This is a genomic window from Streptomyces misionensis (assembly GCF_007896895.1).
Classification (GTDB): Bacteria; Actinomycetota; Actinomycetes; order Streptomycetales; family Streptomycetaceae; genus Streptomyces; species Streptomyces misionensis_A.
In genome coordinates, this window is the sequence record NZ_VOGW01000155.1 from 13,136 (window position 1) to 29,290 (window position 16,155).

The following is a 16,155-nucleotide window of genomic DNA, read 5'->3' on the forward strand; positions in this document are numbered from 1 at the left end:
TGGGACGGCTCCGACTACGCGGGCTGCCCGGTCTGCCACCGCCGCATCGACGCGGACGACCCCTTCCTGCGGCCGGTGCGTGCCGTCCGCCCCCCCCACGCTCCCGTCCCCCGTCCGCTGCGGCACCTCCGCCCGGCCCCCGGGCGTTCTGCCGGTCGAGGCCGTCGGCACGACCACCACCTGCGCCCCGGTCGGCACCCAGGCCCCTCGCCCGCCTCGCCCCGGACACCGGCGGACGACCGGGCGGCACGGGCGCCTCCGGCGGTGCGGCGAAAATGAAAACCCGGGAGGGCCGCCGCACCGTGGGTGCGGCGGCCCTCCCGGCCGAGGACACGGCGACTAGCGAACGTCGCCCATCATCTTCTTCACCTTGTTGCGGTACATCCACACCGCCACACCCGCGACGACGGCCAGCACCGCCTCCAGGGCCACGAAGCCCTTCTTGTCGAGGTTGACCCCGCCGACCGCCGGGTTGGACAGCAGCGCGGTGACGGAGTCGCCCGCGGTGACCGCGAGGAACCAGACGCCCATCATCTGGGAGGCGTACTTCTTCGGCGCCATCTTCGTCGTCACGGACAGACCCACCGGCGACAGCGTCAGCTCACCGACGGTCTGCAGGAAGTAGATGCCGACCAGCCACAGCGCGGCGGCCTTGTGGCCGTCCTGCGCGATGGACAGCGGGGCGAGGAAGACGAAGAAGGACGCGCCGACCAGGACCAGGCCGGAGGAGAACTTCACGATCGTGCTCGGCTCCTTGCCGCGCCGGTTCAGCGCGAGCCAGAGCCAGGCGAAGACCGGCGCCAGGGCCATGATCATGACCGGGTTGACCGACTGGTACCAGGAGACCGGGAAGTTCCAGCCGAGGATCGTGTTCTTGGCCGAGTCGGACGCGAAGAGCGACAGGGTCGAACCACCCTGGTCGTAGATCATCCAGAAGACCGCGGCGGCCACGAAGAACCAGATGTACGCCCGGACCTTCGTCCGCTCCTCGCCGTCGAGGTCCTTGTCCCGCAGGATGCGCGCGATGACCAGGATCGGCACGATCAGACCGATGAGGGTCAGCGGGATCAGCGCCCAGTTGAGGGTGAAGTGACCGGTGAAGCCGACGATGCCGTAGAAGACCGCGGCGATGACGAGCCAGATCAGGCCCTTGCGCAGGGTGGCGGACTTCTCCTGGGCCGTCATCGGCGTCGGGACGACCTTGCTCTGCTCGCTCAGGTGACGGCCGCCGAGCAGGTACTGGACCAGGCCCAGCGCCATGCCGAGCGCGGCCAGCGCGAAGCCGACGTGCCAGTTGACGTTCTCACCGATGGTGCCGATGACCAGCGGAGCGACGAAGGCGCCCAGGTTGATGCCGATGTAGAAGAGGGTGAAACCACCGTCGCGGCGCCCGTCGTTCGGACCGTCGTACAGGTGGCCGACCATGGTGGAGATGTTGGCCTTGAGCAGACCGGAACCGATGGCGACCAGCACCAGGCCGACGTAGAAGCTCGCGGCGGCCGGCACGGCCAGGCACAGATGGCCCAGCATGATGATCAGACCGGCGGCCGCGACCGTCTTGCGAGGGCCGAGGAGCCGGTCGGCGACCCAGCCGCCGGGCAGCGCGAGCAGGTACACGAGCGACAGGTAGACGGCGTAGATCGCCGTCGCCGTGCCCGCACTCAGGTGCAGGCCACCCGGAGCCACCAGGTACAGCGGGAGCAGGGCCCTCATGCCGTAGTAGGAGAAGCGCTCCCACATCTCGGTCATGAAGAGAGTGGCCAGGCCGCGGGGGTGGCCGAAGAAGGTCTTCTCGGTGCCGGGGGTGCCCGGGTGGACCGAGTCCTTCGTCAGGCTGGACGCCATGGTCGTTCCTTGCTGGTCGGGACGCGCGGTCGAGCGTTGCGCGCCCGGTGGGGGGTAGCGGCCGGCACCGGCGGGGTCGGCCGACCGCCCCCAACGCCCGAGGGGAGTCCGCCCCGGATCACGAGGCGGTGGACGGCGACCACCGGGATCCACGCTCCGTGACGCGACGGTGCGTTCGGAGCCCGGCCAGAGGTCATTCCTTTCAAGGCCGGTCGGTGCCCGACCGGCCCGCACACAAGAAAGACCTTCAGCGACAAGCCCGCCGAAGGTCTCCGGATGTACTACAGGCGTTCACGTCACTCTACGTCAGGACACTGCCGGATATGGAAGGACTTGAGACGCGGATCACAGGCGTCGGTGGAACCACGCACCCATTTTCGAAGGTCCCTTCTACGATCGCATCCCACAGGTGATGGTCCGTACCAGTGGACACCCCAGGTAAGAATCCCTGGAACCGATCACACCCCAGCACCGCACGCGGGCGGTCTACCATCACCTCATGACCCGTGTACTGCTCGCCGAGGACGACGCGTCCATCTCGGAGCCGCTGGCCCGCGCCCTGCGCCGGGAAGGTTACGAGGTCGAGGTGCGCGAGGACGGACCCACCGCGCTCGACGCCGGAATGCAGGGCGGCGTGGACCTGGTCGTGCTGGACCTGGGCCTGCCCGGCATGGACGGCCTGGAGGTCGCCCGCCGGCTGCGGTCCGACGGCCACACCGTGCCGATCCTCATCCTGACCGCGCGCGCCGACGAGGTGGACACCGTCGTCGGCCTGGACGCGGGCGCCGACGACTACGTCACCAAGCCCTTCCGGCTCGCCGAACTGCTCGCCCGCGTACGGGCGCTGCTGCGGCGCGGCGCCGCCGAGCCCCAGCAGCCGCCGGCCACCCACGGCGTGCGCATCGACGTCGAGTCGCACCGCGCGTGGATGGGCGACGAGGAACTCCAGCTCACCGCCAAGGAGTTCGACCTGCTGCGCGTCCTGGTGCGGGACGCCGGCCGGGTGGTCACCCGCGACCAGCTGATGCGCGAGGTCTGGGACACCACCTGGTGGTCGTCCACCAAGACGCTCGACATGCACATCTCCTGGCTGCGCAAGAAGCTCGGCGACGACGCGGCCAACCCCCGCTACATCGCCACGGTCCGGGGCGTGGGCTTCCGCTTCGAGAAGAGCTGAGCCCCCGCACCGGGGCCGGCGGTCACTCCAGGTAACGGAACATGCGTCGACGTCTCATCCAGTCCACCCTCGCCGTCGTCCTCGTGGTGATCGCCGTCTTCGGCGTCTCCCTGGTGATCGTCGAGACACGGACGATCAGCAACAGCGCCCAGGAGCGGGTGGAGTCCGAGGCGGCGCGGCTGGCCAGCATCGTGGACAGCCGCATCCTGGCCGCGGAGCACGTCGACACCGACGCGCTGCGCAACCCGGTCAGCAAGGACCAGTACGCGGTGATCCGCGTGCCCGGCCGGCCGCCGATCGAGATCGGCACCCGGCCGGTGGGCGACGTCATCCACGCCACCCAGCACGGCGAGGAGGGCGAGACCGTCACCGTGCAGGAGCCGCGCTCCGCGGTGACCCGCGAGGTCGGCCGCACCCTGCTGATCATCGGTCTGGTGGCGCTGCTCGCGGTGGTCGCCGCCGTGCTGCTCGCGGTACGGCAGGCCAACCGGCTCGCCTCCCCGCTGACCGACCTCGCCGAGACCGCCGAACGGCTGGGCTCCGGCGACCCGCGCCCGCGGCACAAGCGGTACGGCGTCCCCGAGCTGGACCGGGTCGCCGATGTGCTGGACTCCTCCGCCGAGCGGATCGCACGCATGCTGACCGCCGAGCGGCGGCTGGCCGCCGACGCCTCCCACCAGCTGCGCACCCCGCTGACCGCGCTGTCGATGCGGCTGGAGGAGATCACCCTCACCGATGACCCGGACATCGTGAAGGAGGAGGCGAACGTCGCGCTCACGCAGGTCGAGCGGCTGACCGACGTGGTCGAGCGGCTGCTGACGAACTCCCGCGACCCGCGCACCGGCTCCGCCGTCACCTTCGACCTGGACGAGGTCATCCAGCAGCAGCTCGCCGAGTGGCGGCCCGCCTACCGCGGGGTGGGCCGGGCCATCGTCTCCTCCGGCAAGCGGCACCTCCAGGCGGTGGGCACCCCGGGCGCGGTCGCCCAGGTGCTGGCCGCGCTGATCGAGAACTCGCTGATGCACGGGGGCGGCACCGTCGCCCTGCGGACCCGGGTCACCGGCAACCAGGCGGTGGTCGAGGTGACGGACGAGGGGCCCGGGGTGCCGGCCGATCTGGGGGCGCGGATCTTCGAGCGGACCATCAGCGGGCGCAACTCCACGGGCATCGGCCTCGCCGTCGCCCGGGACCTCGCCGAGGCCGATGGCGGCCGGCTGGAACTGCTCCAGTCCCAGCCCCCGGTCTTCGGGCTGTTCCTCTCCCGCACGCCCCCGGCGCACCGGGCGGACGACGAGGAGTACCCGACCGTCCGCTGACGCGGACCCCGGGGCCCTAGGGGACCCGCTGGGTCTTCGGCTCGGGCTCGGTGGGCATCCGGCGGGACTCGGCCGCGAGGATCGACGCCGCCTCCTGCGCGGGCAGCGCGCGGAACACCCAGGTGCGGTACGACCAGAACCGGAACAGGGTGGCGATGCCGATGCCCAGGAACTTGAAGACGTTGCTCTCCAGCGGGGTGTCCCAGCCGAGGCCGTAGGTGGCCAGGTAGAGCACGCCGTTCTCGATCACCAGACCGATCGCGCTGAAGAACAGGAAAAGCGTGAGCTCCTTGGTGCGGCCGCTGCGGTCACGGTCCCGGTACGTCCAGTAGCGGAAGCCGACGTAGTTGAACGCGATGGCGACCACGGTCGCGATGATGCTGGCCCGCACCACCGGAAGGTCCGACATGTGCCGGACCAGGTTGAAAACGCCCAGATTGACCAGGACTCCGGCGCCGCCGACGGCGCCGAACTTGGCCACCTCGCCCACGAGCCGTTGCAGCCCCGAGGAACGCTGTTCCATGGCGTTGCAGCTCCCGTCGGTAGGTTTCGTCAACTCCGCCATGCTATCGGCGCAAACGGCCCAACGCCTGAGGACGAGGCCAGGGCCGGGAAACAGGTCGGAAAGAGACCGGAAAGCGATGGGTAAGAGCCCGGAACGGAACGGAGTCGGACCGTTACGGCACCGGGAACGGACCGAGTACGGAGGGAGGGCATCCGCCCTCCCCGCGGTGGCCGATACGCTGTAGGTGTGACGTTCCCGGTAGTCGGCATGGTCGGCGGGGGGCAGCTCGCGCGTATGACGCACGAAGCGGGCATCCCGTTGGGCATCAGGTTCAAGCTCCTCAGTGACACTCCCCAGGATTCCGCGGCACAGGTCGTGAGCGAAGTCGTCGTCGGCGACTACCGCGATCTGGACACGCTGCGTGACTTCGCGCGCGGGTGTGACGTGATCACCTTCGATCACGAACACGTACCCACCGAGCACCTCAGGGCCCTGGAGGCGGACGGCATCCCCGTGCGCCCGGGGCCCGACGCGCTGGTGCACGCCCAGGACAAGGGCGTGATGCGGGCGCGGCTCGACGCGATCGGCATCCCGTGCCCGCGGCACCGGATCGTCGCCGATCCCGAGGACGTGGTGCGGTTCGCGGGTGAGGGCGACGGCTTCCCCGTCGTCCTGAAGACCGTCCGCGGCGGCTACGACGGCAAGGGCGTGTGGGTGGTGGAGACCGCCGAGGAGGCCGCCGAGCCGTTCCGGGCGGGCGTCCCGGTCCTCGCCGAGGAGAAGGTCGACTACGTCCGCGAGCTCGCCGCCAACGTCGTGCGCTCCCCGCACGGCCAGGCCGTCGCCTACCCGGTGGTGGAGTCCCGGCAGGTGAACGGGGTCTGCGACACCGTGATCGCCCCGGCCCCCGACCTGGACGAGGAGCTCGCCCTCAAGGCCGAGCAGATGGCCCTCACCATCGCCAAGGAGCTGGGCGTCGTCGGCCACCTCGCCGTCGAGCTGTTCCAGACCCGCGACGGCCGCATCCTCGTCAACGAGCTGGCGATGCGCCCGCACAATTCCGGCCACTGGACCCAGGACGGCGCGATCACCTCGCAGTTCGCCAACCACGTCCGCGCCGTCCTCGACCTGCCGCTCGGCGACCCGCGCCCGCGCACCCCGTGGACCGTGATGGTCAACGTGCTGGGCGGCGACTTCCCGGACATGTACTCCGCGTACTTGCACTGCATGGCCCGCGACCCCAAGCTCAAGATCCACATGTACGGCAAGGACGTGAAGCCCGGCCGCAAGGTCGGACACGTCAACACCTACGGCGACGACCTGGACGACGTGCTGGAGCGCGCCCGTCACGCAGCCGGCTACCTGAGAGGCACCATCACCGAATGAGCCCTGCCCTCCCGTCATCCCCTCTGGTCGGCATCGTCATGGGGTCGGACTCCGACTGGCCCGTCATGGAGGCCGCCGCCAAGGCCCTGGACGAGTTCGAGATCGCGTACGAGGTCGACGTCGTCTCCGCGCACCGGATGCCCCGCGAGATGATCACGTACGGCGAGCAGGCAGCCGACCGCGGGCTCAAGGCGATCATCGCCGGGGCCGGGGGCGCCGCCCATCTGCCGGGCATGCTGGCCTCCGTCACCCCGCTGCCGGTCATCGGGGTGCCGGTGCCGCTGAAGTACCTCGACGGCATGGACTCCCTGCTGTCGATCGTGCAGATGCCGGCCGGCGTCCCGGTCGCCACGGTCTCCGTGGCCGGCGCCCGCAACGCCGGTCTGCTCGCGGCCCGGATGCTCGCCGCGCACGACGAGGACCTGCTGCACCGCATGCGCGACTTCCAGCACGACCTCAACGAGCAGGCCACCGAGAAGGGCAAGCGGCTGCGCGCCAAGGTCGAGGGCGCCGGCGGCTTCGGATTCGGGAAGTGAGCGGCGTGACGCACCTGGACGAGGCTCGCGCGCTGCTGCGCGAGTTCCCCGTGGTCGACGGCCACAACGACCTGCCGTGGGCGCTGCGCGAGAAGTCGGGCTACGACCTGGACCGCCTCGACATCGCCGGGCACCAGCACGAACACCTGCACACCGACATCCCCCGGCTGCGCGCCGGCGGGGTCGGTGCCCAGTACTGGTCGGTGTACGTCCCGGCCGAGCAGCCGGACCCGGTCGCCGCGACGCTGGAACAGATCGACTGCGTACGCCAGTTGCTCGACCGCTACCAGGCGGACCTGGCGCCCGCGCTGACCGCCGCCGACATGGAGGCGGCGCGCGGCGAGGGCCGTATCGCCTCCCTGATGGGCGCCGAGGGCGGCCACTCCATCGCCAACTCCCTGGGCACGCTGCGCGGTCTGCACGCGCTCGGCGTGCGCTACATGACGCTCACCCACAACTCCAACGTGGACTGGGCGGATTCGGCGACCGACGAGCCGAAGGCGGACGGCCTGACCGCGTTCGGCCGCGAGGTCGTGCGCGAGATGAACCGGGTAGGCATGCTGGTCGACCTCTCGCACGTGGCGCCCTCGACCATGCGCGACGCGCTGGACGCGACCTCCGCGCCGGTGATCTTCTCGCACTCCTCCGCCCGCGCGGTCTGCGACCACCCCCGCAACATCCCGGACGACGTGCTGGAGCGGCTGCCCGCCAACGGCGGCGTGGCGATGGTGACGTTCGTGCCGAAGTTCGTGCTCCAGGCGGCCGTGGACTGGACGGCCGCGGCCGACGAGAACATGCGCGCCCACGGCCTGCACCACCTGGACACCGGCGCCGAGGCGATGAAGATCCACCGCGCCTTCGAGGAGCGCACCCCGCGCCCCGTCGCCACGGTGTCGGTGGTCGCCGACCACCTGGACCACATGCGCGAGGTCGCCGGCATCGACCACCTCGGCATCGGCGGCGACTACGACGGCACGGCCTTCACCCCGGACGGCCTCGACGACGTCTCCGGCTACCCGAACCTCCTCGCGGAACTGCTGGACCGCGGCTGGTCCAAGGCGGACCTGGCCAAGCTCACCTGGCAGAACGCGGTACGGGTGCTGGGCGCCGCGGAGGACGTGGCCCGCGACCTCCAGTCGCGGCGCGGCCCCTCCAACGCCACGATCGAGTCGCTCGACGGCTGACACCTGACGAGAAGGCGGGGCGGCCACCACGGCCGCCCCGCCTTCTCGTCGTCCTTTTCCCTGCCCTTCGGGGCGCTCGACCGCGCTCGGAGGCTACCCGTGCTCGATCCGGCACAGGCAGAACGGGTGTCCGGCCGGGTCGGCGTACACCTGGAAGTCCTTCTTCTCCCGGTCCTCCAGGTCCAGCGGCCGGGCGCCGAGCGCGAGGACCCTCTCGTGGGCGGCGTCGATCTCCGCCCAGGTGCTGCCGGCGTCGAAGTCGATGTGCAGCTGCTGGCCGTTGTGGTCGGCGCGCGGCCACTCCGGCGGCGTGTGGTCCGGGGCCAGCTGGAAACCCAGCCGGGGGCCGTCCGGGATCTGGAGGACCACCCAGTCGTCGGACTCGGCCTGCGGGGTGCCCCCGGCCACCGCCGCGTAGAAGGCCGCCAGGGCGTGCGGGTCGCGGCAGTCGAGCACGATGTTGCGGAAGCGGGCGATGGACGCCATGCGCTCCTCCTGTGGGATCGGTTCAGCAGGCGCAGAGACAGAACGGGTGTCCGGCGGGATCGGCGTACACCCGGAAGGAGCGGGACCGGTCCTCGGCGTCCAGGGGCGTCGCCCCCAGCTTGAGGACCCCCTCCTCCGCCGCGTCCAGGTCCGGCACGTCCAGGTCCAGGTGGAACTGCTGCGACCGCTCCTCGGAGGGCCACCGCGGCGGGGTGTGCCCGGCGGCCCGCTGGAAGGCCAGCGTCTGCCCGCCGGGCACCGACAGTTCCACCCAGTCGTCCTCCTCGCGCCCCACCGTGCCACCGAGCACCTCGGCGTAGAAGCGGGCCAGCGCGCCGGGATCGGGACAGTCCAGGACCACCACACCGAGCTTGGCAAGAGCCATGACGACCTCCTTCTGTTACCCGTAAAGGCGGGTAACCGGTAACGGTGACCCCATGCTCGCGGACAAGGGGTAACGTCGCAACCATGAATGACAGATCGGCGGCTCCCGGCGGCCTGGCCCTGGTCGAGTCCCTGGTCAACACGGTGGACCTGGAGAGCGGCGTCGACGCGCTGGACACCCCGGAGGGGCGCGGGCGCTTCGGGATCGCCGAGAGCGACCTGGCCGGGGCGCGGGAGCTGCGGGAGTCGCTGCGGGCCGCGCTCCTCGCCCACGCCGGGCATCCGCCGCACCGGACGGTCACCCCGCTGGGCGAGCTGCTGGCCCGCGCGCCGCTGTACGTCGCCGTGGACGGACGGGACGGCTCGGCGGCCCTCGCCCCGGCCGCGGACGCCCCGCTGCCCTCCCGGATCGCCGCCGCCGTCGCCGGCGCACTGGTGGCGGGCACCTGGATGCGGCTGAAGGCCTGCGAGGCCGAGACCTGCCACTGGGCGTACTACGACCGCAGCCCCGCCGGACGCGGCCGCTGGTGCTCGATGCGGGTCTGCGGGGCGCGCGCGAAGATGCGGCGCTACCGGGCCAAGGGGGCCTGACCCACAGGGAGCTGGGGCAAAATGCGGGGCGGCGCGGGTTCGGCCGACTGAGCCTCGGCCGAACCCGCGCCGCCTCCTCGGGCTGACGCCTGCGCCCGTCAGGCGGTCGGGCGGCCCATCGCCCGGTACGTCCAGCCCGCCCGGCGCCACAGCTCCGGGTCGAGGGTGTTGCGCCCGTCCAGGACCAGCCGGGCCGACGCCACCTCGCCCAGCGCCGCCGGGTCCAGCTCGCGGAACTCCCGCCACTCGGTCAGGTGCAGCACGACGTCGGCGCCGCGCACGGCCTCCAGCGCCGACCCGGCGTAGCCCAGGGTGGGGAAGACCTTGCGGGCGTTGTCCATGCCCTTCGGGTCGTACACGGTCACCTGACCGCCCTGGAGGTGTATCTGGCCGGCCACGTTCAGCGCGGGCGAGTCACGGACGTCGTCCGAGTCGGGCTTGAAGGTGGCGCCGAGCACCGCCACCCGCTTGCCGAGGAAGGAGCCGCCGCCCAGCGCCTCCCGGGCCATCTCCACCATCTGGCCGCGCCGGCGCATGTTGATGGAGTCGATCTCCCGCAGGAAGGTCAGCGCCTGGTCCGCGCCCAGCTCACCGGCGCGGGCCATGAACGCCCGGATGTCCTTGGGCAGGCAGCCACCGCCGAAGCCGATCCCGGCACGCAGGAACTTGCGCCCGATCCGGTCGTCGTGGCCGATGGCCTCCGCCAGCTTGGCCACGTCGCCGCCGGCCGCCTCGCAGACCTCCGCCATCGCGTTGATGAAGGAGATCTTGGTGGCGAGGAAGGAGTTCGCGGCGGTCTTCACCAGCTCGGCGGTGGGGAAGTCGGTGACGACGAAGGGCGTGCCCCCCTCCACCGGCGTCGCGTACACCTCGCGCAGCAGCTTCTCCGCCCGCTCGCTGCGCACGCCCACCACGATCCGGTCCGGGTGCAGGGTGTCCTCGACGGCGAAGCCCTCGCGCAGGAACTCCGGGTTCCAGGCCAGCTCGGCGTCACCGCCCGCCGGGGCGTGCTCGGCGAGGTAGGCGGCGAGCCGGTCGGCCGAGCCCACCGGCACCGTGGACTTGCCGACCACCAGCGCCGGGCCGCGCAGATGCGGGGCGAGGGAGGCGACGGCGGAGTCGACGTACGACATGTCGCAGGCGTACTCGCCGTGCTTCTGGGGGGTGTTCACACAGACGAAGTGCACATCGCCGAAGGCGCCGACCTCGGCCCAGTCGGTGGTGAACCGCAGCCGCCCGGTGGACCCCTCGAAACCGGCCACGTGCCGGCGCAGCAGCTCCTCGAGACCCGGCTCGTACATCGGGGTCTCGCCGCGCTCCAGCATGGCGATCTTCTCGGGCACGACATCCAGGCCCAGCACCTCGAACCCCAGCTCGGCCATGGCCGCGGCGTGCGTGGCGCCGAGATAGCCGGTGCCGATCACTGTGATCTTCAGGCTCATGGATGCACTCCAGCTCGGGAATCGTCTCGTGCGGGCCCGAGCATAGCCGGGCCGCTCGGCGGGCAGCTTTCCCGCTGTCGCCAAGCTCACGTAGGCGACCTGGGGCAGGGGCCCTAAAATTCGAGTTACTTAACGGTAATTAGCGTCCGTAGTGTGCCACCATCACTGCGTCTTTGGAGCGTGAGAGACCTTGGCCGGATCGGCTGACTTCGACCTGTACCGCCCGTCCGAGGAGCACGACATGCTCCGCGACGCCGTCCGCTCCCTGGTCGAGGCGAAGATCGCGCCGTACGCCGCGGCGGTGGACGAGGAGGCCCGCTTCCCGCAGGAGGCCCTCGACGCCCTGGTGGCCAACGACCTGCACGCCGTGCACGTCCCCGAGGAGTACGGCGGCTCCGGTGCCGACGCCCTCGCCACGGTCATCGTGATCGAGGAGGTGGCCCGCGCCTGCGTCTCCTCCTCCCTGATCCCCGCGGTGAACAAGCTCGGCTCGCTCCCGGTGATCCTCTCCGGCTCCCAGGAGCTGAAGAAGAAGTACCTGGGCCCGCTGGCCAAGGGCGACGCGATGTTCTCGTACTGCCTCTCCGAGCCGGAGGCGGGCTCGGACGCGGCCGGCATGAAGACCAAGGCGGTCCGCGACGGCGACCACTGGATCCTCAACGGCGTCAAGCGCTGGATCACCAACGCGGGCGTCTCCGAGTACTACACCGTCATGGCCGTGACCGACCCGACGAAGCGCTCCAAGGGCATCTCCGCCTTCGTGGTCGAGAAGTCCGACGAGGGTGTCTCCTTCGGCGCCCCCGAGAAGAAGCTCGGCATCAAGGGCTCGCCGACCCGCGAGGTCTACTTCGACAACGTCCGCATCCCCGCCGACCGCATGATCGGCGAGGAGGGCACCGGCTTCGCCACGGCGATGAAGACCCTGGACCACACCCGCATCACCATCGCCGCCCAGGCGCTCGGTGTCGCCCAGGGCGCCCTCGACTACGCCAAGGGCTACGTCCAGGAGCGCAAGCAGTTCGGCAAGGCGATCGCCGACTTCCAGGGCATCCAGTTCATGCTCGCGGACATGTCCATGAAGATCTCCGCGGCCCGCGCCCTGACCTACCAGGCCGCCGCCGCCTCCGAGCGCGGCGACTCCGACCTCACCTACCTGGGCGCCGCGGCCAAGTGCTTCGCCTCCGACGTCGCCATGGAGGTCACCACCGACGCCGTCCAACTCCTCGGCGGCTACGGCTACACCCGTGACTACCCGGTCGAGCGCATGATGCGCGACGCCAAGATCACCCAGATCTACGAGGGCACGAACCAGGTCCAGCGGATCGTGATGGCCAGGAACCTGCCGTAACGGTCCCCGGCCCGTGAGAGAGGCCCTCGGCGCGACGCCGGGGGCCTCTTCGCGTGGCACCTTACGACCGGTCGGTCACATGCGGGGCGGCGCCGGGAGACGTAGGACGGAAGCACACGGGACCCGAGCCCGGGTCCCCCCGCTCCCGAGGAGGAGCCATGGCCCAGCCCGGAACCACCATGCCCGCCATGACCAAGCAGATGCAGGACTGCATCGAGGCCTGCATGAGCTGCCACAGCATCTGCGAGGAGACCATGAGCTCCTGCATGCAGCAGGGCGGGCAGGCGCAGATGCAGATCATGCGGGCGCTCATGGACTGCTCGGAGACGACCAGGATGTGCGCCGACATGATGATGCGCCGCTCGCCGATGTCGGGCGAGATGTGCGCGATGTGCGCCAAGGCGTGCGACATGTGCGCCGAGGCGTGTATGTCCGTGCCCGACGACCCGCAGCTGATGCGCTGCGCGGAGGCGTGTCGCCGCTGTGCCGAGATGTGCCGCGCGATGGCGGGCGTCCGGATGTGAGCTGACCGCCGAGCGGCGTTCGAGGCGCCCCCGCCGGGTGTCCTCGAACGCCGCCGCAGCACTAGTTGCCGGTGACGGTGATCTTCTGGTCGTTGTTCAGCTCGTTCACCAGGGTCTTCACCTTCGCCTTGTCCCAGACGAGGTTGCCGCCCACGGAGCCCGATATCGGCATGTTCAGCGAGGTGCCGTCGCCGCCGTTGACGCCCTTCATCGCCCAGAACATCGAGGCCAGGTTCCACAGGGACATGTCCTTGTCCACGATCAGCGAGTCCAGGCCCGCGCCCATGGTCGGGTAGAACCTGAACGGGTTCAGGACCGTCGACGGCGTGGCCACCTGGTGGGCCAGGGCCGCCAGGAACTTCTGCTGGTTCTTGGTCCGCTGGAGGTCGGACGCGGCGAACGCGTGCCGGGTGCGGACGAAGGCGAGCGCCTGCTGGCCGTTCAGGGTCTGCTTGCCGGCCTGGAAGTCGGCGCCGGACCACTTGTCCTTGAAGCCCTTGTCGATGTCGATCTGGACCCCGCCGACCGCGTCCACGATGTTCGCGAAGCCCTGGAAGCCGATCTCGACGTAGTGGTCGATGTGCAGCCCGGTGTTGTACTCGATCGTGCGCACCAGCAGCGTCGGCCCGTCCTCGGCGTAGGCCGCGTTCAGCTTCTCCTGGCGGCCGGTGGCCGGGTAGACCTTCCCGGACGTCGAGCCCTTGTACGAGGGGATCTCCACGTTCGAGTCGCGCGGCAGCGAGATCAGCGTGTCGCCGTTGTCGCCGACGTGCAGGATCATCATCGAGTCCGTGCGCTTGCCCTCGGCGGCACCGGTGTGCAGCTTCTTCTCGTCCGCCTTGGTCATGCCCTCGCGGCTGTCCGAGCCGACGATCAGGTAGTTGGTGCCCGAGCCCGCCTGCGGCCGGTCGATCACCGTGGACAGGTCGACCTCGCGGCGCAGCTTGGAGTCGGCCCAGAAGTAGGTCGCGACCGATGTGACGACGACCACGGTGGCCAGCGTGATCGCCGTCCACTTGATCCGCCGGCGCCAGTTCGGCGCGGGGCGCGGGCCGGGAGCCGGTGCGCCGCCCGGTCCGCCACCGCCGGGGCTGCCGTAGACCTGCCCGGTGTTGTAGCCGCTGTCGTACCCGCCGGCGTACCCGCCGCCGTCCACGTACGACGGCTGCTGCGGAACGCCGGCCCCCTGCGGCGGTGCCGCAGGGCCGCGCCGCACCTGACGCATCACGCGGGCGCCCTCCGGCTGTGCGCCGGAGCTGCCGCGTCCGTAACGGGGGCCGCGATTGTCGTCGGACCATCCCTCGGGCCAGTCATTCATGCGGACCAGTGTGCAGGGCGCCGCCGTATGGCTTACAAGGGCTGTCGGAAAATAAGGGCGCCGCTGTTGCGAAGCTGACACAAATTCCGCGAATGTCACTTCGGCATAAGGTAGAGCGCATGACAGACCAGGCCACGGACTCGGAAGCAGTGGAAACGGACATCCCGGGCAAGCCCACGTCCGCTTCGCGCACCACGCTGAGCCACATCATGACGCACAGCGACACCAACCTGCTGGGCACGGTGCACGGCGGGGTGATCATGAAATTGGTGGACGACGCGGCGGGCGCGGTGGCCGGCCGGCACTCCGGCGGCCCCGCCGTCACCGCGTCCATGGACGAGATGGCGTTCCTGGAGCCGGTCCGCGTCGGTGACCTGGTCCATGTGAAGGCGCAGGTCAACTGGACCGGCCGGACCTCCATGGAGGTCGGCGTGCGGGTCCTGGCCGAGCGCTGGAACGAGTCCGCCCCGGCCACCCAGGTCGGCTCGGCCTACCTGGTCTTCGCGGCCGTGGACGCCGACGGCAAGCCGCGCCCGGTGCCCCCGGTGATACCCGAGACCGACCGCGACCGCCGCCGCTACCAGGAGGCGCAGATCCGCCGCACCCACCGGCTGGCCCGCCGCCGCGCCATCCGCGAGCTGCGCGAGCAGCGGGCCGCGGAGGGCCTCCAGGACTGAGCGCCCGTGGTGTGCTCAGGCGTCGCCCGAGCACACCACCTCGTTGCCCCGCACCACGGTCTGGTCCGGACGCCCCGGGTCCTCGAAGCGCACCGGCCGCACACCCCGGAAGCCGGACCCGGCCGTCACCGTCAGCACCGGCCCCTGCCCCGGCGCCGCGCGCAGCTCACTGCCCGGCAGGGCGGCGGCCAGGGCGTGGGCGGAGCGGTCCCAGCGGGGGTCGTACGTGATGAGCGTGGCCGCCGACCGGGTGGACGCCGTCACCGGCTGGTGGGTGGTGGCGAAGCCGGTCGCCGCCAGCTCGGTGTCGATCCGCTTGGCCAGCCCCGAGGTGGTGGTGCCGTTCGCCACCTGGACCCGGATCTGCCGGGGGTCCACCTCGACGGGCGCCGCGGCGGGGGCGGCGGCGTGGTGCGCCGCGGTGAGCGGCTTGTCGTCGCGCAGCGCCGCGAACAGCCGCGAGGACCGGGCCGGGTCCCACTTCAGGGTCTCGCCGACGCCCTTGACCTGGTAGTTCATCTGTCCGATGGGGACGGTGGTGAACTCCGAGGACGAGGGCGAGAAGTTCCGCATCGCGCGGCCGAGGTCGAGCAGCTCGTCGGTGCCGAAGCCCTTGTCGGCGCGGACCGAGCCGAGCACCGCCCGGGTCACGTCCCGGAAGCGCATCGGGTTGAGCAGCACCCCGGAGGAGGTGGCCTTCTCGATCAGCGCCGCCAGGAACCGCTGCTGCCGCTTCATCCGGCCCAGATCGCTCGCGCCGTCCAGGTGCCGTGAGCGCACGTACTGGAGCGCCTGCCCGCCCAGCAGGGTGTGTGTGCCGGGGGCGAGGTCGAGACCGCTGTACGTGTCCTTCAGCGGCGTCGCCGTGCAGATCCGGACCCCGCCGAGGACGTCCACGGTCTTCATGAAGCTGGTGAAGTCGACCTCCAGGTAGTGGTCGATCTTCACCCGGGTCATGTCCTCGACCGTGCGCACGGTCAGCTGGGGGCCGCCCTCGGCATAGGCCGCGTTCAGCTTCAGCGGGTGCGGGCCGAGCTGCCGGCCGGTGCTCCGGTCGGGGTGGGCGGGCACCTCGGCGTAGGAGTCGCGCGGCAGGCTCACCACCGTGGCCCGCTCCCGGTCCGCCGAGATGTGCACGATCATCATCGTGTCGGTGCAGTGGCAGGGCTGTCCGCCCAGGTGGAACACGCGCCGCTGCCGCTCGGTGATCTTGTCCCGGCCATCGGTGCCGACCAGCAGGATGTTCATGCCGTGGCCCGCCTGCGGCCGGTTCTTCATGTCCTTGAAGGCGTCCACCCGGGCGATGCCCGCGTCCAGGCTGGTGACCACCGCGTGCCCGATGCCGGCGGAGGCGAGCACCACCACCGACAGGGTGGTCATCGCCCGGACGGCCCAGCGCGGACGCCGCCGCCGGCGCACGGGCCGCACGGGGCGCT

At 71.0% G+C, this 16,155-nt stretch carries 17 protein-coding genes; 10 read left to right on the forward strand and 7 right to left on the reverse strand.

Annotated elements, in window-relative coordinates; all coding sequences use genetic code 11:
* On the forward strand, nucleotides 1–279 hold a 279-nt coding region (locus FRZ03_RS41280; protein ID WP_398661102.1), incomplete at its 5' end, for an RING finger family 4 domain-containing protein.
* A 60-nt stretch (nucleotides 280–339) separates the two neighbouring features.
* Here FRZ03_RS41280 and FRZ03_RS25730 read toward each other — a convergent pair.
* Nucleotides 340–1,845 carry a peptide MFS transporter gene (locus FRZ03_RS25730; RefSeq protein WP_146467514.1) on the reverse strand — a complete coding sequence of 502 codons (1,506 nt, stop codon included), beginning with the start codon at nucleotides 1,843–1,845 and terminating at the stop codon, nucleotides 340–342.
* 499 nt (nucleotides 1,846–2,344) lie between these two features.
* Between FRZ03_RS25730 and FRZ03_RS25735 the strand changes: the two genes are divergently transcribed.
* Both FRZ03_RS25735 and FRZ03_RS25740 read left to right on the forward strand, forming a co-directional pair.
* Nucleotides 2,345–3,022 (forward strand): response regulator transcription factor, encoded by a 678-nt coding sequence (locus tag FRZ03_RS25735; RefSeq protein ID WP_070023613.1) that lies wholly within the window; start codon nucleotides 2,345–2,347, stop codon nucleotides 3,020–3,022.
* A gap of 41 nt (nucleotides 3,023–3,063) precedes the next feature.
* Nucleotides 3,064–4,338 (forward strand): ATP-binding protein, encoded by a 1,275-nt coding sequence (locus FRZ03_RS25740; RefSeq protein ID WP_146467515.1) that lies wholly within the window; start codon nucleotides 3,064–3,066, stop codon nucleotides 4,336–4,338.
* Between the two features lie 16 nt (nucleotides 4,339–4,354).
* Here FRZ03_RS25740 and FRZ03_RS25745 read toward each other — a convergent pair whose 3' ends face one another.
* Nucleotides 4,355–4,861 carry a GtrA family protein gene (locus FRZ03_RS25745; protein ID WP_146467528.1) on the reverse strand — a complete coding sequence of 169 codons (507 nt, stop codon included), beginning with the start codon at nucleotides 4,859–4,861 and terminating at the stop codon, nucleotides 4,355–4,357.
* A 228-nt stretch (nucleotides 4,862–5,089) separates the two neighbouring features.
* On the opposite strand from FRZ03_RS25745, the gene FRZ03_RS25750 reads away from it, so the two are divergent.
* Genes FRZ03_RS25750 through FRZ03_RS25760 form a run of 3 tightly spaced genes read left to right on the forward strand, consistent with a single transcriptional unit; the run spans nucleotide 5,090 to nucleotide 7,949 of the window.
* Nucleotides 5,090–6,229, forward strand: coding sequence for a 5-(carboxyamino)imidazole ribonucleotide synthase (locus tag FRZ03_RS25750; RefSeq protein WP_146467516.1), 1,140 nt, complete (start codon nucleotides 5,090–5,092; stop codon nucleotides 6,227–6,229).
* The gene (gene purE / locus FRZ03_RS25755) at nucleotides 6,226–6,765 is read left to right on the forward strand and encodes a 5-(carboxyamino)imidazole ribonucleotide mutase (RefSeq protein WP_070023606.1); all 540 of its coding nucleotides are present in this window, start codon (nucleotides 6,226–6,228) and stop codon (nucleotides 6,763–6,765) included. Before FRZ03_RS25750 ends, purE begins: the two co-directional genes overlap by 4 nt.
* A 5-nt stretch (nucleotides 6,766–6,770) precedes the next feature.
* The gene (locus FRZ03_RS25760; RefSeq protein WP_146467529.1) at nucleotides 6,771–7,949 is read left to right on the forward strand and encodes a dipeptidase; all 1,179 of its coding nucleotides are present in this window, start codon (nucleotides 6,771–6,773) and stop codon (nucleotides 7,947–7,949) included.
* A gap of 93 nt (nucleotides 7,950–8,042) precedes the next feature.
* On the opposite strand, the gene FRZ03_RS25765 is transcribed toward FRZ03_RS25760, so the two are convergent.
* Nucleotides 8,043–8,435, reverse strand: coding sequence for a VOC family protein (locus tag FRZ03_RS25765; RefSeq protein ID WP_146467517.1), 393 nt, complete (start codon nucleotides 8,433–8,435; stop codon nucleotides 8,043–8,045).
* A 22-nt stretch (nucleotides 8,436–8,457) separates the two neighbouring features.
* The gene (locus tag FRZ03_RS25770) at nucleotides 8,458–8,820 is read right to left on the reverse strand and encodes a VOC family protein (protein WP_146467518.1); all 363 of its coding nucleotides are present in this window, start codon (nucleotides 8,818–8,820) and stop codon (nucleotides 8,458–8,460) included.
* Between the two features lie 83 nt (nucleotides 8,821–8,903).
* Between FRZ03_RS25770 and FRZ03_RS25775 the strand changes: the two genes are divergently transcribed.
* A complete protein-coding gene (locus FRZ03_RS25775; protein WP_146467519.1) occupies nucleotides 8,904–9,410 on the forward strand; it encodes a CGNR zinc finger domain-containing protein in 507 nt (168 codons plus the stop codon).
* 98 nt (nucleotides 9,411–9,508) lie between these two features.
* Here the strand turns inward: FRZ03_RS25775 and FRZ03_RS25780 are convergent, their stop codons facing one another.
* Nucleotides 9,509–10,852 (reverse strand): UDP-glucose dehydrogenase family protein, encoded by a 1,344-nt coding sequence (locus FRZ03_RS25780; protein ID WP_146467520.1) that lies wholly within the window; start codon nucleotides 10,850–10,852, stop codon nucleotides 9,509–9,511.
* Between the two features lie 190 nt (nucleotides 10,853–11,042).
* On the opposite strand from FRZ03_RS25780, the gene FRZ03_RS25785 reads away from it, so the two are divergent.
* Both FRZ03_RS25785 and FRZ03_RS25790 read left to right on the forward strand, forming a co-directional pair.
* Nucleotides 11,043–12,200 (forward strand): acyl-CoA dehydrogenase family protein, encoded by a 1,158-nt coding sequence (locus tag FRZ03_RS25785; RefSeq protein WP_146467521.1) that lies wholly within the window; start codon nucleotides 11,043–11,045, stop codon nucleotides 12,198–12,200.
* Nucleotides 12,201–12,358: 158 nt separating this feature from the next.
* A complete protein-coding gene (locus tag FRZ03_RS25790; RefSeq protein WP_146467522.1) occupies nucleotides 12,359–12,724 on the forward strand; it encodes a four-helix bundle copper-binding protein in 366 nt (121 codons plus the stop codon).
* Nucleotides 12,725–12,785: 61 nt separating this feature from the next.
* Here the strand turns inward: FRZ03_RS25790 and FRZ03_RS25795 are convergent, their stop codons facing one another.
* Nucleotides 12,786–14,042 (reverse strand): LCP family protein, encoded by a 1,257-nt coding sequence (locus FRZ03_RS25795; protein ID WP_146467523.1) that lies wholly within the window; start codon nucleotides 14,040–14,042, stop codon nucleotides 12,786–12,788.
* A gap of 119 nt (nucleotides 14,043–14,161) precedes the next feature.
* On the opposite strand from FRZ03_RS25795, the gene FRZ03_RS25800 reads away from it, so the two are divergent.
* Nucleotides 14,162–14,719, forward strand: coding sequence for an acyl-CoA thioesterase (locus FRZ03_RS25800; protein WP_070023589.1), 558 nt, complete (start codon nucleotides 14,162–14,164; stop codon nucleotides 14,717–14,719).
* Between the two features lie 15 nt (nucleotides 14,720–14,734).
* Here the strand turns inward: FRZ03_RS25800 and FRZ03_RS25805 are convergent.
* The coding region (locus FRZ03_RS25805) for an LCP family protein (protein WP_261399340.1) at nucleotides 14,735–16,155 on the reverse strand (1,421 nt) is incomplete at its 5' end.